Raw genomic sequence first — 14,680 nt, 5'->3', positions numbered from 1 at the left:
CTCCCCGCAAGGGCAAAAAGAGGGGCTATGAAACTGGGAGCAAACGATGACTGTCCAAAAAGAAGACTATCGAACCAACAGAGCCCACTACGCCATAGCTGCGATGCATAGCCGAGCGACCGCTGAGGGCGATCGTGACGAATTGGTGGCGAGGAAAAAGTCCCTGTGGGTAACAGATCGGCGATCTGCAAAATTGGCTGCAAACCCGTCCGAAAGCTCGCCAGAACCCAAGGCAAGAGCGCGCGGTAAGTGAAGCGTGCCAGCCTCTTGCCGCGCGTACTTCGTTCGCATGGTTCGATTACATTAGCTTGATCTAATATACTAACCAGCCAGTCGAGCATTCCCGAACGCTCGCTGGTCAGGCCCAGCGGCCGCCCCCCTAACCCAAGCTGCTGGGCCGCCCGCTAAGGAAGTGCGTTGTATCACTGATACGGTCGTCGGTGACCGCCTCCGTACCGCGGCCGTGATCGCAACCACGTCACCGATGCCAACGCCCCGCATCGTACCACTCAAACGAATGGCCTGGATGCGTTTAGTATCCATTCTCGGGAGACCCACGCCTGGGTGTCGCTTGGGAGACAAGTGACTCCCCTTTAAAGGCATCGAGATGCTACGAGCGCCGAAAAGTCAGTTCCTTAACCTAAAGATCGGGCGATTTGCCAGCGGGTTGTCGACCAGATAACCGCCGACGCTAAATGGTACAGCACTTCGATAGACGGTCAGATTCTGGCCTCGACCACGCTGAATCTCTTCAATCAGGGGTCGTAAACGAAACGAATTTGCTGGCACATGTTGGCGCGCGGCGCCACGACTTCACTAAACTGACAGGCTAGCTCCACCCGGGCGGAAACAGCGCGTTTCAGCAAATCGTGAATTGACCTGCATCCATGGAAGCCGGTTGGCGGCACGGCAGTTGGCTGAAGATCAAGAGCTACATGGTGGAAGAATATGACTTGCTCGGCGGGTGGACCGGCCGCTGCGATATTTGCTGTCGCGGCGGCCAACACACCCAAGTGGCCGGCTGCTGTCATGCGACCACAGAGCCGCCACGTCAGGATTGTGGAGCAATGAGTTGTCGAAAGATCCGCGCGCAAACTGTTCAACGAAGAGACCCGCGATAGTCGCGGGTTGGCTCCATTGGATGGCGTAGCCCGATACTCAGCCATTCGTCAGCCTCTGCAGGCGCTTCTCCGCTTTGTCTAGCGCAATGCGGCGCGCGATGACCTTTGCGCTGTCACCACGCTTGGTGTGCTGTTTATCGCCCGGCAGTCTCACCAGACGTTGACCAGGGCGCCCCTTATCCGTGGCGGTTTCGTATTCTCGCCGTTCCATACTCACACTCCCTTGCGCACAGCCGCGCAGAACGCGCTGGAAAAATGCGAAAGATTCCCGTGCGGCCATTGAAAATGACCTGATGCATCGTGAGCTTCCAAATCTATGCGCAACTGTTCCAACTCGCGAAGCGGCACCATCGCGGCCTCCAATGCGGCGGCGCGCGACAGCAGCACGGCTGCCGTATGTCGCGACGCTCCCGCAGACGTTTAGAAATGATGTCAATGGCAACCATAAGATCGCCGACCAACTTGCTCAGTTCGGCGGCACGCTGCCGTTTTCCCGTCGCCGAGTCGGGTTCATCACCAAGCAGGGCTGCAACGCTGGACGGAATGGACGGACCGCGCGCTTCGGCCAGTTCTTCACGCGGGCTCGCAAGCTCGCGATCGGCCAAACATTTTTGGGAGTTTAGGTCCTGAAGTTGCCGTTCGAGTTTTGCGAATTCCGGGTCGACATCGGTCAATTCGGGCATTACGAAAGGTCAGCTTTTGACATTTTACTGGTCTCCAAAAAGTTCATTGATGACGTCGACAAGCGCGGCGGCATTGATTTCGACAGATTTGCGATGGCGAGAGGCCTGCCAGTGACTTGGCGCGCCCGCGTTGAAGCGTCGGGTGTCGATCTGGTCGATCGGCACGACTTCCGGCCAACTATTGACTACGGTGATGATGGTCTTTGCTGCCCGTGCTTTCGCCTCTGGCGAGCCAGTTGCAGCGATCTCGGCCAGGACGTCTAGCTCTTCACCAGTTGTGGCAACACTGATAGCAAATGGCGCGCCATCAGGAACGCCTTCACGGCGCAGGGCGCGGTAATCGCGCACCGCGTCAACAACAGCACGCAAAGGCACGTCCAGCGCCGCGCCAAGCATGAGTGACGCCACGTCTTGCGGGCTGAGATCTGGAGATGTCCAAGGCGCACCGGGCGGCAGAACAGCGGCGTCCGTGAGTATGCGGGCTACCGCGCCCACGCGCCCTTCATCGAAGCCGATACGCCGCACAATGGCGGCTACGGCTTGTAGGCATATTTGATCCTTGAGTTTGGAAATTCGTGATTGCGATGGTTTAAAAAAAACACCGTCGCAGCCCTGAAGGCTGGACGGTGAGCGCACGCAGCCTGGCCGGAACGCGCGCAATAATTCCCGCCTCTGGTGCCAGATTGACGGGTTGCGCCTGACGATGACGAGGCGTAGGGCCCAAAGCGGGTGGGACGCCGAAGCGCCCCATTCGTTGCTGTTGCCCCTTTAGGTTTTTGGGGCCACGATTTGGCACACGTCCCTAAGCGGCCCTGATTCTCGGGTTGTCATTCGCCACCGCCAACTTCGCCCACTTGCCAGCCGCCAATAGCTCAGCGCCTCCGCGACGGTCTGCATATCCGCCTTTAGCGCCGAAAGCCTTGCCGACCTCAGCAATTGCCGCCTGCTAAGATGACCTCGATGACAGTATCGATATTGGCCGGTGGGGTGATCGGATCGGCAGTTCCAGCCAGCCGTACGTCTCCACGACTCCTGCCCAACTTAAGCTGGCCTAGTCCGCCTATTGCACCCAGAAAGAATGCGCCAGGTGCGATCTCTGGAGGATGGAAGCTGAAGCAAGTTGCCGACGTGAATACTGCGTCGGGATGTATCCACTCCTGCGATTTTATAGAGACACCTCGCGACACCGTATCCCAGTTGCCTGCTCGTGCCGGTTCCGGTTCGGCATCGCCGAGCCGCGGTTGGGCAGACGGCAGCGCTATGCAGGCATCCAACGAACGTGGATCTGGATTCTTCCCTCTTGGCCTGCCGTCCTTTCGGCTCCGGTCGACATGCAGTCCCGCGTCAGTGGGCAGGTTGTCGTTGGCGGCCTGCGGAAGGCGCTCTCGAACGATGAGCCACAATGCGGCGGCCCCCTTCCCGTCGTGCTTTTTCAGCCAATTCCAAGCTGGCCGACCGCCACGAAAACGAATCCGTACAGCGGTGCGCTTCTCCGCCGGGTTGGCCTTCAGGAAGGCGTCTGTTGCTTCTAGTATTTCCTTGCGGGTGGTCTTTGTCATGGGTGGTCATCCCAATTCGAGAAACCGGCCAGGCCGGGTAGTCCGTTTCCGCAATGCGCGGGACGGGTAGTCAGTCGTCATCCTTTAAATCTTCGGCTTCGTCCTTGAGCTTCTGCCAGTCAGCGCCGTGCTTCCGCAATAATGTGCGCGCCTGTTTGGCCGATAGGTCCGTGACTTCGGTAAGGTGCTCTACCTCAAGTTCTGCGCCCTTCTTAACGCGGCTATCGTCGCTCTTTTTCTTCACGGCCATATCTCCGCGCTCCTCGCCCATCGATCAGAGGCAACGAGCGCTAGTGAGCATTGTTCCGGACCTGTGGAACTATCTGCCCGCCGCATTGGTTTCTCCATTGAAAGGAGGACGATCATGCTAAAATTTTTACTTGGTCTTGGCGCGCTCATGCGGTGTTCCAAATCGGCCGAGACTTACAACGACAATCCTCCTAAGTCCCGCTTCAAGATGACCTGGTTTGACGACATTGCTGATAGCCGCCCTAAGAACTTTCTCATCAAGGGCGTCTCTCTCTCGATGTAAATAATCCCGGCCGTGTCGGCGTCACATTCTGGAATGTTGTCGACCACAACGCACCAGCGGAGGGCCTCACTGATATCTGCAGGTTCGTTGTCGGATCGCGGCTGTAACAGTTCGCGCTTGAACGTGTAGTGGTTCCCAGGCCACGTCTTCCGGCGCAACCATGATCGATCCGCCTGTCCTGGCCATATTGCCGTAGTGAAAACTGGCCAGCCTCTCTGCGTCGCCATTGTTGATAAGGTCGAGGAACCTTTCTGCTTCAGTGTGGGTGCGGTCATTCGGCGTCGGCTCCATGAGCGCGGCAACAGCGGCGCTGGCAATTTCGGCAACAAGAGAACGAGAAAACGTGACGACGCGCCCACCATGAGCGTTCGGCGCGAAAACGGCGAAGCCGCCATCGGGTCGCTTGGACACCTTCAGATTATAGATTTTCACGGCATCATTCAGTGCTACGTCGACGCGCGCAATGACGTTGCCGCAGCCTGGCGGCTCCGGTCGGGCATCAAGGATTTTCAAGGGGAGCGGTCCAGTCTTGGAGTGCCGCCGTTGGTCGGCGGTGTTTTTTGAAGAAACGCCGCGGCCCGTCAGTGTGCTCACTCTCGAGCGATGCGCATTGCTGTCATTTCAATCAATTCGCCAAGGAAGCGGATGCTGACTAAGCCCTGCGCTTCTCGATCTTTGTCTGTTCGGTCGATGGGCCACTCCTCTTGCAGTAGGTGCAAGCCGGTTGCGAACTTTTCCCTATTGAAGTCCGGAACATCCTCTATCAAGCGGATCAGAAGATGCTGCAGGAACGCCTTCTCGGTAGCCTTCCAAAGCATAAACATTTCGCAACAGTTTCGGCATTGTGGCTCATGCTGCCGCGCTCGCGGCGATATGCTTATCAATCCACTCTTCGACCTCGGCACGCATATATGCACTACGTCGTTCGGATAGCGAAACGGGCTTCGGGAACCCCCCGGCTTCGGCCATCAAAATCAATAGTGTACGAGAAAGAGACGTGGCTGCCGCCGCGTCTTTTGGTGCGATCAGGCGCGGTCGGTTGTCGTTTGCTGTCATCGGAATCCCCAGTGCAACCCGGCGCAAAAAGAGCGTGCGGAAAATCCAACGTGCGAAGGGGCACGTTCAAACTCTGAATCTTTAGAGAGGGATTCGGGTCGCCGTTAACTTAGGCGAGGTAAGCCAAGGTGAAGAACAATATGCGTTTTCGCCTGTAATGTCGATATGGTCAACGGGCTTTATTTTCACAATACTGTGCCAGTCTACCATCAAGCCGCGTCTTTTTTGCGACGCGGTGCCACGTCTGTATGCGGCTTCGGTCTTGTCCTTGAGCACATGAGCCAAGGCCGCCGCGGCTACATCGCGCGGGTAATCGGTCTATCGCCAGCCCAATCACGGAACGATGAGCGCAGACCATGCAAGGTCGCATCGCCCGCACCAGCGGCCCTAAGCGCCTTCGTCATCGCTGTGTCGCTGATTGGCCTTCCGTCGCGTCCACCTTCGAACACCAGATCGCTGGTCGACTGCTGCTGTGTAGCGCGGAGGATTGTCACGGCGCGCTCGGAAAGCGGAACCTCATGGTCGCGCGCAGCCTTCATCTTTGCGGCGGGTACCGTCCACAAGGCCGCATCAAGGTCGATCTCCGGCCACACTGCGCCGCGAACCTCACTGGAACGCGCTGCGGTCAATGCGGCGAACTCCACAGCCCTAGCTGACACGCCAGCGGCGGCTCGTAGGCGCTTGATGATGGCAGGCAGTTCCTTGTAGCCGACTGTTGCGTGATGGCCGCGCGTGAGCTTCTGTCGAGCCGGAAGCATATCCTTCAGGCCTCTCCGCCAGTCGGCAGGGTTGTCGCCGACATAAAAGCCGCCTCGCCTTCGCGTGATCCATTACTGCTGCAATGCACATGCGGAGGCGGTCAGCAGTCTCTGGTATCTTCTCCCAGATCGGCTTCAGCGTCTCGACCACGTCGTCGCGCGCGATCTCGGCGATCGGCCTCTTGTGCAGCGGCTTGGCATATTCACGCAACGTCATCGACCACTGCGCCTTGTGCTTCCCATTGCGGAAAGACTTCTCCTTCACCGCTATCTTCATCGGAAAGCGAGCCGGGAAAGTGTCTCGCTTGACGATTCGAAAGACCCGCTGTTTATAGCTTTTTCATCGGCTTCTTTCGTTATCGTTGGCGTCGGAATTGTCCTGCCTGCATGGTTGGCTTTTCATGTTGGCGGTTCGGGTTTGGTTGGCCTCGTGTTGCTGTCGTCCAGCGTGGCGGGTCTGGTGCTCGCACCGGTCGCCGCCATCTGGTCGATCGTCATGATGGAGCAAAGAACTGAGGTCTTTCAATTTGAACCTAATTCCCGCAGCCCCGACCGTGAGACCGCTCTTTTCGCGGACGCCGTAACCACATCTGAACAGGCGGAGCGTGTCGCCGCCTGTTCGCCCTCATCCGGCGAACAATTCCTTGTAACCGGTCGTCACCATCCAGTTCGCCCGATCGAGATGGCTTCGCGCAGTTTTCCGGGCCCGCTCCGGCTCTTGCACCGGATCGATGCCGAGGATGACCTGCGCCATCTCCTCATAGCTTGCCTCGTCGGCACCTGCATCCAGGAGCCTCAGGTAGGTCGTGAAGTGCTGACGGTCGTAGCTGGTCAGGCTGTCAGACCAGGGCACTTCTTCTTTAAGACCTGGTTTAACGTCTGGATATTTCATCATGACATCGGGCTCCGGAAGTAAGTGATCGAAGAGCGATTGTTCTTTTCGACAGCCTAACCAAGGATGGGAAACATCGTAGCTAAGACACCATCGCGATCATGACCCGCAAGCGCCCGCTCGAGGCGATATGCGCATCTTCTGACCGGTTCGACCCAGGTGAGGGATGAATTGCAAAAAGCTCAAGACCGTGCGGCGCGCACATCGGGTTTCGCATTGTTGGCCATCAAGGTCGTTTGTGACCACAGGATTAACAGGCAAAGCTTGTGCTTGAATTACCGTGATGCTCAGCATCGGTTCAACCACCTTATTCGAGTTCGTAGCGCCTGCCGAGGGCGCGCTGGCCGGGGCGCAGGTCAAATCGAAAGTCAAGAACCGAAGACTAGCTACCGCGTCCGTGAGGGCTTCGTGAGCTGCGCAAGGACGACCTTGGGGCTTCATGGGTGGCGCAAAGCATCTTTGGCCCTTCGTTTTGCCCGGCCGACAGCGCGCAGATCAACACGCCCACGACGGCGGATGCAGCGCTATGGTCCTCGGTGCCGACGAGCATCGCGATAGTCCTGCCGGGCTGTATTTGCTTTCAGCGGCGACCGCCACTATGAAGCGACGCTTCGCCGACTGTGTTTCACGCCGCCTGGAGAGTTTCATGACAGAAGAAGCCGCAAAAAACATTGACACCCTCATCGAGCTCACCGCCGATGTCGTCTCAGCCTATGTCTCCAACAATCCGGTCCCGGTGGGGGATCTCCCTGCCCTGATCGGCCAAGTGCACGCGGCGCTGAAAGGCACGGCCGCAGGCGTCACCGCACAAAAGCCGGTTGCGCTTACGCCTGCTGTCCCAATCAGGAAGTCGGTGACACCGGACTACATCATCTCCCTTGAAGACGGCAAGAAATTCAAATCACTAAAGCGCCATCTGTCGACCCACCATGGGCTGACGCCAGATGAATATCGCGCCAAATGGGGCCTGCCGGCGGATTATCCCATGGTCGCGCCGAACTACGCCGCGGCGCGCTCGACTTTGGCCAAGACGATGGGGCTCGGCCGCAAACCGAAAGCGCCGGAAGCGCCGGAGCCGGCAGTGGCGAAGCGGACCCGCAAGAAGGTCGCAGGTTAGAATTTCGGCAATCGAGGTTCGTTCTGGAGCGCGCAACTGCCGTCGGCATTTGCGCAGAATACGAGAAGGCGGGGACAGCCCGCCTTCAACTGCAAACATTCTCGTTTCACAAGAAGCGCGTCCGCTTGCAGCAATCTGCTGCGCCGAGCCCTATTCTCGCCCGCTCTTGTCGAGCGGCCGTCAGTACATCCGGACTTGCCGCGTCCTCCCGGCTCTTGCCGGGGGGCAGGAGAAAAATCAGCCAGCTTTGCTGAGGCTGCCAGCGGAGGATTTGCCAGTGCGGCGATCCTGTTCGATCTCATAGTTGATCTGAGGGTCGAGAGGCCCGCGCGTTCGACAGCGGAAATGTGGACGAAAACATCCTGACCGCCATTGTCGGGCTGGATAAATCCAAATCCCTTGGTGCTGTTGAACCACTTCACGGTTCCAGTTGCCATGTGCGTATTCCTTGTAAAGTTTGCAACACGTTCTGGTTCGGCGATCATGCCGGGCCGTTCATAGTATAACGCAGCAAATGCGAAAGACCGGAAGGCCCGGAGCGACACGCCGTGGTAAGCGCATCGTGCAGCCAGTGGACTGGCCGCGACCAAGCGGCAGTCGCAAAGGCAGACGAAACTAACGCATCACGTGGTGAACCTTGCAATGAGGAGTCGGGGGCCGGCACCTCGTACGATCGCCATCGTCAAGAGGAGTCGGAGCGTTAATCACTGCGGCCAGCGCGGATGCGATCGATCGGGCGTGCGTTTTGCTGGGATCAGTCCAAAGGTGAGTCAGGAACAACCGCCCAAGCGATCGACGACTTCCTGCTTGATTTGATGACCCTGGTGGTTGTTGTAGAAAACACCCGCAAGAGGCTCTACAATCCGGCGAGGCAGTTGGCGCGCGTGAGATTGACCAGGATCAGGCCGTTCTAGGCTGATTAGAGCGCCCACTCTCGCGAAGAAGGGGGCCGATCTGATCATCGACAAAATCGAGCGCAGCAAAGCTGACCTGTATCCTGTGGGTGATCGCTGCTGCGATTCCTCATTCACCACCCAGCGTCTGGATCAACGACAACGAGGGCTGCGGAACAAGCCTGGTCAGCGCCACCTCTTGCGACTTCTCAACCCACACTAAGGGTTGATCGGTGGAGGAAAGCCGATGCGATGTGCACCAAGTGTAGCTTTGGGATTGCCGACCGCTTGCGGAGCGCAATCCGTGCCCGGCCACCCATGACATCCGGCATGCGGACCATCAGCAGCATAATCAGTCGCAGGTGACCGATTCAAAAAATGCATTGGACGGGTCCGATTTACACGGGAACATGCGAGCATGGACAAGGGTGGCGGCCATCTTCATTGCATTTTGAATATTTTGCGGCTTCGCGATGGGCCTAATAAAGGCGACTGCGTGGGCGATATTGTCGTTATGGCGGTCATGCTGACAGCAGGACAAGAGATCGGGAGCGTGGGCCCCGGCCTCAGCGGTTAGCCGCTTCAGTCGTGGCTTGGACGACAGCAACGTCTTGGAAAACCGTTGGAGAATGCGTGGGGGCGGGTGGACGAAAGCGTGCGATCGGCCTAGACGACATTCGCAACTCTCCTGAGTCTGCCGAGAGCCTATGAGGCAGCAGCGACCCTTTGTCGTCGAGATCAAACAGAAGCGTTGGCTCGTGAAGCGGCCACACTCAATCTGGGCCGGCATCGACTTGGCCGCCATCACGAACGATATCGCGGAAGCGAGACTGAAGGTCCGATCGCTGAAGCGCCGATTGTTCCTTGCGAAGATATCCGTTCTCGGCCCATGGCCGCCGTTGGTGAAGCAGTACCCGACGCCAAGGACGTGATCATGCCCGACGTATCGCTTCCTAAGCCGCCGACGGTTGAGGAAGCGCCGGTTCCGAAGGCATCGAACGCACCGACTGGAGGCAGACGGACCCGCAAGAAGAAGCGGTGGCAGAAAGATGTTGCTTTGCCGCGAGATGAACGATGGAAGCGGCGCCTGCCATGGGTGCTCCGCCAGCGCCGGGCTGTGCCGTAGGTCAACTGCGCCAGGATTGAAGCTGCCCTTGTCGAACTGTCCATGACAGGTCGGCAGTGCACCCAAATAACTAAGAGGCTTGAACCGTACTGTAGGGGTTGCCTATCAGACGCCCTCGGATTTAGGGGCGAGAATGAAATCGAAAACGGGCTCAGGCTGGCCAGGCATCGGCTCTCGCAAAACAGCCGGGAAAGTTGTGGCCGCTTCGGCGTGTACCGCGAGCGCGGCAGGTGTCATTCCGAGTGCGGCCTCAAAGGGCCGGCTCGGCAGAGGCGCCACCCGACGAAAAAGCGCTGCAGCTCTCGCCGCATGGCGCGCGGCAGCGACCGGCTTTCCCTCGCGGATCTTCACCCCGGCCGCCGCCAACAGGATCAATCCCTTGAACAAAAGGCGATGCTGAGTGCTTTGTTTCGCAGCGTGCCAAAGAGGCTCCCAAGCCTCATGGGCTTCCCAGTAATAACCGTGATTGAACAGGTCGATACCCCATCGGAACCCGTTTGAGCTGAGTGATTCCTCGACGGCAACAACGGTCATCGGGTCGCTTTGGTAACTGTGACCCAGCGGGTCGCGAACCGGATGCGGATGTTTGCCAGGCAGGTATGCGTAGCCCGGGAAATTCTTTTCGGGTAGCAAGCGACGACGTGACATAGACCCCAGCAATCATGAAAGCACGTCGATGACAATCATGTCATATGGAATCTGATGGACACCGCTGCATTGGCTGCTGGGTCCTTCCATCCCTGAGATTTCAGCCTCCGCCGTACACGCACGACGCCGGACGTCTTCGGTGGCAGACGCCGATAGCGCTTGACCGTCTTGAAGCCCGACTACTCGCGCACCGAAGACTGACGCTGCTTCTGCGAGCAGCAAGCCCGGTCGCAAGGCCGAAGGCGACGCCAGGGTAGTTCGGATCGATCTCTGCCCGGAGCCAGTCGCGCCGGCGTTCAACGTGAGCAGTTTGATGACGGGAACGAAGCTGGGTCTCACTGCGGAGCGGCTGCTGCTGGCGGGGATTCGCGCGCTGGTGCCTCATCGCCGCCGCGCCATCTGCTTAGCCCGCAAGCTAGGAAGCGGCGCTCAGCCGGCTAGAACGGGCGAAGTGACCAGAGCTCCGAAGCTGACGCAAGCGTACGGTCGGCAGCAAGTGGCATATGGACGAGACGTACATCAAGGTCCGCGGCCAATGGATGTATCGGCTTCATCAAGCTCTACACGCTGCGACTGCTCCCGGGCGCCCCGGCCCATCGCAAGTAGCGGAAACGGAAAGCGCCCGCCCAGGGGGGCGGGGCGCTGTTCCGTATGGGTTTTCTGGATCAAACGAAGGTGAAGTCCGACGCGGTCAGGCCTAGGTCGGCCACGGTGACCACACCGCCCAGGTGGACGAACTCATGCGCGCTGTTGTCGGCGGTGACATAGGCCAGAGTTGCGACTCTGTCGCTGTAGCTGCTTTGGTAGACAATGATGTCGCCGGCGTGCTCGCCGGAGATCGCACTCGCGGCTTCAGAAGCAGAGTTGAAAGATTCGCCAGTGATCACCACGACGTGTTCGCCGTTCGCACCCGAGGCCGCACCACTGTAGAAGCTGCTCACCGGGTAGCCGGACTGTATGCTGGCGTTGTTGACGAAGTTCGCGCCAAAACCGTCGTTGTAGAGGCCCACCGCATCGAAGGCGAACTTGTCCTCCGCCGGGTTGAAATCGGTGATAGTGGAAATGTCCGACTTCGACCCGACAACCCCAGGCACCGGATTGTGGAACTGGAACACGAACGTGTCACTGTCGGTGCCCCCGGTCAACGTATCCTGGCCGTCACCCACGTAGAGGACATCCTGGCCGGGACCGCCGCTGAGCCTGTCATTGTCCTCACCGGAGATGCGCGCGTTGAAGCGGCCGTTGTCGCCGGAGAGATCGTCCCAGCCATCTCCGCCGAAGATGCGGTCGTTACCCTCGCCGCCGATGACTCGGTCACTGCCCGCGCCACCCGAGATCTCGTCGTTGCCGCCACGACCGTCAATCCAGTCATTGCCCCCGAAACCCTCCATCCAATCTTCAAGCTCGGTGCCGAGGAGTGTTTCGGAACCCGGGCCACCCTCGATAATGTTTGCCATCGAAAATACTCCTAATGATGCACCCTGCCTGGCGCGTTCATATTCCTCATCGGATAATTAGAGAAATCGATTGCTTGGATAGACACACATTTACGAAATGGATGCACTCACGTTCACTTCCTTCTGCTGAGCAGTTGCGGGGGCATCGTAAACTTAAAGAGCGCGAGGCGGTCGTAGCCCGCTTGCCCCACGGCGGTTCAAGCCCGCGCGATTTTTGCCCAGAGGTTCATTGCCTCTGAACGCAGTTCGCGATGATGGCTGGAGGAGATTTCGTGGCGGGGGATGTGGAACAGGTTGGCAATCGGATCATGAATTGAGACGAAGCGCTGCAAATGGCGTTGTGACTTGAAGCGTTTCATGATCCGTTCCCGTCGCCGGACTGGCTGATGGGAATTCTCCGCCCGATTGTTCAAGCCTTGATGCGAACGGTGATCGACGCCCGGCATGATCTCTCGCTTTGCAGCGTCGTAAGACCGAAGCTTGTCGGTGATCATCACGCGCGGCGCGCGGCCTTGGCCCTTCAACAGCTTGCGCATCAGACGCTTGGCCGCCTTGGCATTGCGACGACTTTGCACCAGAACTTCCAGGACGAAACCGTCCTGATCGACGGCGCGCCAGAGCCAGTGCTTCTTGCCGCGGATCGAAACGACGGCCTCGTCGAGATGCCACTTGTCACCCAGCCGACCCGCTGAGCGGCGGCGGATCTCGCTGGCAAAGGTCCGCCCGAATTTCTCTGCCCAAAGCCGGACTGTCTGATGCGAGACAATAATCCCTCGTGCCGCCAGCAAGTCCTCGACCATTCGCAAACTGAGAGGAAAACGGAAATAGAGCCAGATAGCATGGGCGATGATCTCGGCGGGGAAGCGATGGCGGCGGTAGAGTGGGTCACGCTCTGTCATAGCCCGTCATCGCACATCGGTATCCACGCTTCGTTAAGTTGACGATGCCCCCCTTGCTCCCCGATAAGATGGGCAAGATTGGGTTTGAGATCGGCCAATCTGGCCAGCACCTCTTGGGCATCGCCTTCACGGACTGCCCAATGCGTGCGGTAGAGCTGGAACCGGTCCGCGCCGAACACCGACCCGGCCATCTCAATGTCGTCGAAACCCACCTCGCCGAAATCGACCAATGTCTCGAAAGTGGTGGAGACCTCTCTTCGCCCTGGCGTGGTGTCGGAGATCCGACCGTACTTGATGAGCATGGAGACGGCGTCTCCGGCCGACTTGATCTCACTGCACAGAAAAGTCGGCAACTTTTCGAGAAAGGCGATCGCAGTGGAATCGAGGCTTTCAAGCCGCTTCTCGGTGTCAGGCGGCGTGTATTCGAACATGCGCCCTCGCCCGATGGTGACGACATCGACGTTCCCCTCGACATATTCCCAGTTGCCAAAAGAGATGTAATTGAAGTTCTCCGTCATGAGTCCCATTCCGTTCGCCAAGCGCATTCTCTAAAGACGCCGGGCGGCGAGAGCAATTTAGTACTCGAGCGCATAACGGACACCTCTGCGATGCGGAGACGAACGAATGCTAGATTCCGTCAGCGGAATGCTCCCGCTGACTAGGATCGAACCAGCGCTCACGATTTGCGCTTCGCAACATAGTTGCGAAAGGCCTCTTTGAATTTCGCTTCGAGATCTACTGCCTGGGCCGAAGTCGGTGACGACAGGTCGAACTCCCAACCGGCTTTATGGTAGGCAATCATCCTTGCTGCGGAATCGGAGGTCGTGTTGGTCACCAGCAACCGATCTTGCTTACCGAGTTCTTCGGCGAGTCCGAGATATCCTCGCGCCAAACCCAACTTCAGGGTGCTCGCGTAAAATTTACATTCGGCTGCGTTCAGGACCTTGCTAGCACGAGGATGCACCTTTTCTTTGCGACAGACGCGCGCTTCGTGTTGATCGATCACGGCGAGATCGCATTCGTGGAGGACACCCGAGCGCCCCGACACTTTCACGCCGATATGCGCCTCAAGCGGCGGGCAGCCTGGTAAGCCTATAACGGCGTGGGTGTATTTCTTCTTCGGGCTGAAGATGTCGCCCGGCGAGGTTCAGAAAATCAAGTTGGTGGTGGCATTTCCATCGTTCGCCTCGAAAGCGATGGTGGCCCCAGCGGCGCGGGCCGCCCTCACGACGATCGCGAGCGTATAGCCTTCGAACACGTCGTTGGCGTCCGACGCCGCGGAGTAATTCATGCCATGTGCCGGACCGAGAATCGCGGAGATCTGTCCGACGAGAGTCGATGCGGTCATCATGCGGCGGTAACTCCAGCTTGCTGGCGCAGTTCCCGGAAGCGGCGGCGGGCTGCCTCCTGCTGTTTGCCTGAATCGCTGCGCAAGCTGTGGCCATCATCGCCTTCTCGTTCAGAAACGAACGTCACGCTCTTTACTTCCAAGATCTTCAGCGCATCGGTTGCGAACTGCGGGAGAGCCAATATGCGATCGATGGCATCGAGAAGAAGATTTAGGCGCTCAATGTTGGAAAAGAGCTGAGTCGTAACGAACTCCTGCATTTGCCGTCTGCCGCGCCGCTGACCCGCGACTTGGTCATCGATGAACTCGCTGGCATCAGCTTTAGTGATGACCGTCTTCCCGAGATAGATGCTCTCCTCAACTTGCTCTACTACCCAATTCAACCCGACCTTTCGGAGCACATCCGATATTTCATCATAAGCGCTCTTCGCCTCTTGTTCATCCATCGTTTTTCCCCCGGAGCTGTTGTTGTGTCACGCCATGATAGCAGCTGCGGTGCCTACCTCTGCTCAATGCGGTAGAGAGATCAAGTACACGGAGGCATTTATACCGGTCCGAATGTCCACTCTCCTACAATTCAATGTCGATTGT

General features: G+C 58.4%; 22 protein-coding genes and 2 pseudogenes. 3 read left to right on the top strand and 21 right to left on the bottom strand.

Annotation, left to right across the window (positions count from 1 at the left end; all coding sequences use genetic code 11):
- Positions 1-755: 755 nt before the first annotated feature.
- The 13 genes from NKI63_RS26975 to NKI63_RS26915 form a co-directional block, all read right to left on the bottom strand.
- Positions 756-1,031, bottom strand: coding sequence for a hypothetical protein (locus tag NKI63_RS26975; RefSeq protein WP_156948355.1), 276 nt, complete (start codon positions 1,029-1,031; stop codon positions 756-758).
- Positions 925-1,143 (bottom strand): HK97 family phage prohead protease, encoded by a 219-nt coding sequence (locus NKI63_RS26970; protein WP_084643140.1) that lies wholly within the window; start codon positions 1,141-1,143, stop codon positions 925-927. The genes NKI63_RS26975 and NKI63_RS26970 overlap by 107 nt, the downstream gene beginning before the upstream one ends.
- Positions 1,144-1,158: 15 nt before the next feature.
- Complete coding sequence (locus NKI63_RS26965) at positions 1,159-1,401, bottom strand: hypothetical protein (RefSeq protein ID WP_023722868.1); 243 nt, start codon at positions 1,399-1,401, stop codon at positions 1,159-1,161.
- Positions 1,402-1,435: 34 nt separating this feature from the next.
- Entirely contained in the window at positions 1,436-1,804 is a 369-nt protein-coding gene (locus NKI63_RS26960) for a hypothetical protein (RefSeq protein ID WP_156948351.1), read from the bottom strand.
- A gap of 24 nt (positions 1,805-1,828) precedes the next feature.
- On the bottom strand, positions 1,829-2,440 hold the full coding sequence (locus NKI63_RS26955) for a hypothetical protein (RefSeq protein WP_352468039.1): 612 nt from the start codon (positions 2,438-2,440) through the stop codon (positions 1,829-1,831).
- Positions 2,441-2,733: 293 nt separating this feature from the next.
- Positions 2,734-3,363, bottom strand: a complete 630-nt coding sequence (locus tag NKI63_RS26950) for a hypothetical protein (RefSeq protein WP_023722865.1) — start codon at positions 3,361-3,363, stop codon at positions 2,734-2,736.
- 70 nt (positions 3,364-3,433) lie between these two features.
- Positions 3,434-3,613: a hypothetical protein gene (locus NKI63_RS26945; protein ID WP_031195317.1), complete on the bottom strand. Its 180-nt coding sequence runs from the start codon at positions 3,611-3,613 to the stop codon at positions 3,434-3,436.
- 348 nt (positions 3,614-3,961) lie between these two features.
- Entirely contained in the window at positions 3,962-4,408 is a 447-nt protein-coding gene (locus NKI63_RS26940; RefSeq protein WP_156948347.1) for a hypothetical protein, read from the bottom strand.
- 77 nt (positions 4,409-4,485) lie between these two features.
- Positions 4,486-4,713 carry a hypothetical protein gene (locus tag NKI63_RS26935; RefSeq protein ID WP_156948345.1) on the bottom strand — a complete coding sequence of 76 codons (228 nt, stop codon included), beginning with the start codon at positions 4,711-4,713 and terminating at the stop codon, positions 4,486-4,488.
- 31 nt (positions 4,714-4,744) lie between these two features.
- A complete protein-coding gene (locus NKI63_RS26930; protein WP_084643138.1) occupies positions 4,745-4,951 on the bottom strand; it encodes a helix-turn-helix transcriptional regulator in 207 nt (68 codons plus the stop codon).
- Positions 4,952-5,247: 296 nt separating this feature from the next.
- The gene (locus tag NKI63_RS26925; RefSeq protein WP_051409784.1) at positions 5,248-5,709 is read right to left on the bottom strand and encodes a tyrosine-type recombinase/integrase; all 462 of its coding nucleotides are present in this window, start codon (positions 5,707-5,709) and stop codon (positions 5,248-5,250) included.
- Entirely contained in the window at positions 5,600-5,986 is a 387-nt protein-coding gene (locus tag NKI63_RS26920) for a phage integrase central domain-containing protein (protein WP_023722859.1), read from the bottom strand. The genes NKI63_RS26925 and NKI63_RS26920 overlap by 110 nt, the downstream gene beginning before the upstream one ends.
- Before the next feature lie 348 nt (positions 5,987-6,334).
- Positions 6,335-6,601 carry a DNA -binding domain-containing protein gene (locus tag NKI63_RS26915; protein ID WP_352468050.1) on the bottom strand — a complete coding sequence of 89 codons (267 nt, stop codon included), beginning with the start codon at positions 6,599-6,601 and terminating at the stop codon, positions 6,335-6,337.
- A gap of 646 nt (positions 6,602-7,247) precedes the next feature.
- On the opposite strand from NKI63_RS26915, the gene NKI63_RS26910 reads away from it, so the two are divergent.
- The gene (locus tag NKI63_RS26910; protein ID WP_031195311.1) at positions 7,248-7,718 is read left to right on the top strand and encodes a Ros/MucR family transcriptional regulator; all 471 of its coding nucleotides are present in this window, start codon (positions 7,248-7,250) and stop codon (positions 7,716-7,718) included.
- A gap of 237 nt (positions 7,719-7,955) precedes the next feature.
- Here NKI63_RS26910 and NKI63_RS26905 read toward each other — a convergent pair.
- Positions 7,956-8,155: pseudogene (locus NKI63_RS26905) on the bottom strand (cold-shock protein).
- Positions 8,156-9,029: 874 nt separating this feature from the next.
- Here NKI63_RS26905 and NKI63_RS26900 point away from each other — a divergent pair.
- Positions 9,030-9,188: a hypothetical protein gene (locus tag NKI63_RS26900; RefSeq protein ID WP_023722855.1), complete on the top strand. Its 159-nt coding sequence runs from the start codon at positions 9,030-9,032 to the stop codon at positions 9,186-9,188.
- Between the two features lie 654 nt (positions 9,189-9,842).
- Here the strand turns inward: NKI63_RS26900 and NKI63_RS26895 are convergent.
- Positions 9,843-10,271, bottom strand: a complete 429-nt coding sequence (locus tag NKI63_RS26895) for a DUF309 domain-containing protein (RefSeq protein WP_031195309.1) — start codon at positions 10,269-10,271, stop codon at positions 9,843-9,845.
- 587 nt (positions 10,272-10,858) lie between these two features.
- Here NKI63_RS26895 and NKI63_RS26890 point away from each other — a divergent pair.
- Positions 10,859-10,948, top strand: a pseudogene (locus NKI63_RS26890) (IS6 family transposase); the annotation flags it as partial.
- 102 nt (positions 10,949-11,050) lie between these two features.
- Here NKI63_RS26890 and NKI63_RS26885 read toward each other — a convergent pair.
- From NKI63_RS26885 to NKI63_RS26860, 6 genes are all read right to left on the bottom strand, one after another.
- On the bottom strand, positions 11,051-11,842 hold the full coding sequence (locus NKI63_RS26885) for a calcium-binding protein (RefSeq protein WP_352468040.1): 792 nt from the start codon (positions 11,840-11,842) through the stop codon (positions 11,051-11,053).
- Between the two features lie 197 nt (positions 11,843-12,039).
- Entirely contained in the window at positions 12,040-12,741 is a 702-nt protein-coding gene (locus NKI63_RS26880; RefSeq protein WP_023722851.1) for an IS6 family transposase, read from the bottom strand.
- Complete coding sequence (locus NKI63_RS26875; RefSeq protein WP_352753155.1) at positions 12,738-13,280, bottom strand: hypothetical protein; 543 nt, start codon at positions 13,278-13,280, stop codon at positions 12,738-12,740. Before NKI63_RS26875 ends, NKI63_RS26880 begins: the two co-directional genes overlap by 4 nt.
- A gap of 137 nt (positions 13,281-13,417) precedes the next feature.
- Positions 13,418-13,795 (bottom strand): hypothetical protein, encoded by a 378-nt coding sequence (locus NKI63_RS26870; RefSeq protein ID WP_156948343.1) that lies wholly within the window; start codon positions 13,793-13,795, stop codon positions 13,418-13,420.
- Positions 13,796-13,888: 93 nt separating this feature from the next.
- Complete coding sequence (locus NKI63_RS26865) at positions 13,889-14,092, bottom strand: hypothetical protein (RefSeq protein ID WP_031195303.1); 204 nt, start codon at positions 14,090-14,092, stop codon at positions 13,889-13,891.
- Positions 14,089-14,535: a hypothetical protein gene (locus NKI63_RS26860; RefSeq protein ID WP_023722846.1), complete on the bottom strand. Its 447-nt coding sequence runs from the start codon at positions 14,533-14,535 to the stop codon at positions 14,089-14,091. The genes NKI63_RS26865 and NKI63_RS26860 overlap by 4 nt, the downstream gene beginning before the upstream one ends.
- Positions 14,536-14,680: the final 145 nt, after the last annotated feature.

The organism is Mesorhizobium sp. M0410, assembly GCF_040321435.1.
Taxonomy (GTDB): Bacteria; Pseudomonadota; Alphaproteobacteria; order Rhizobiales; family Rhizobiaceae; genus Mesorhizobium.
This window is presented reverse-complemented; position numbering and strand designations above follow the sequence as displayed.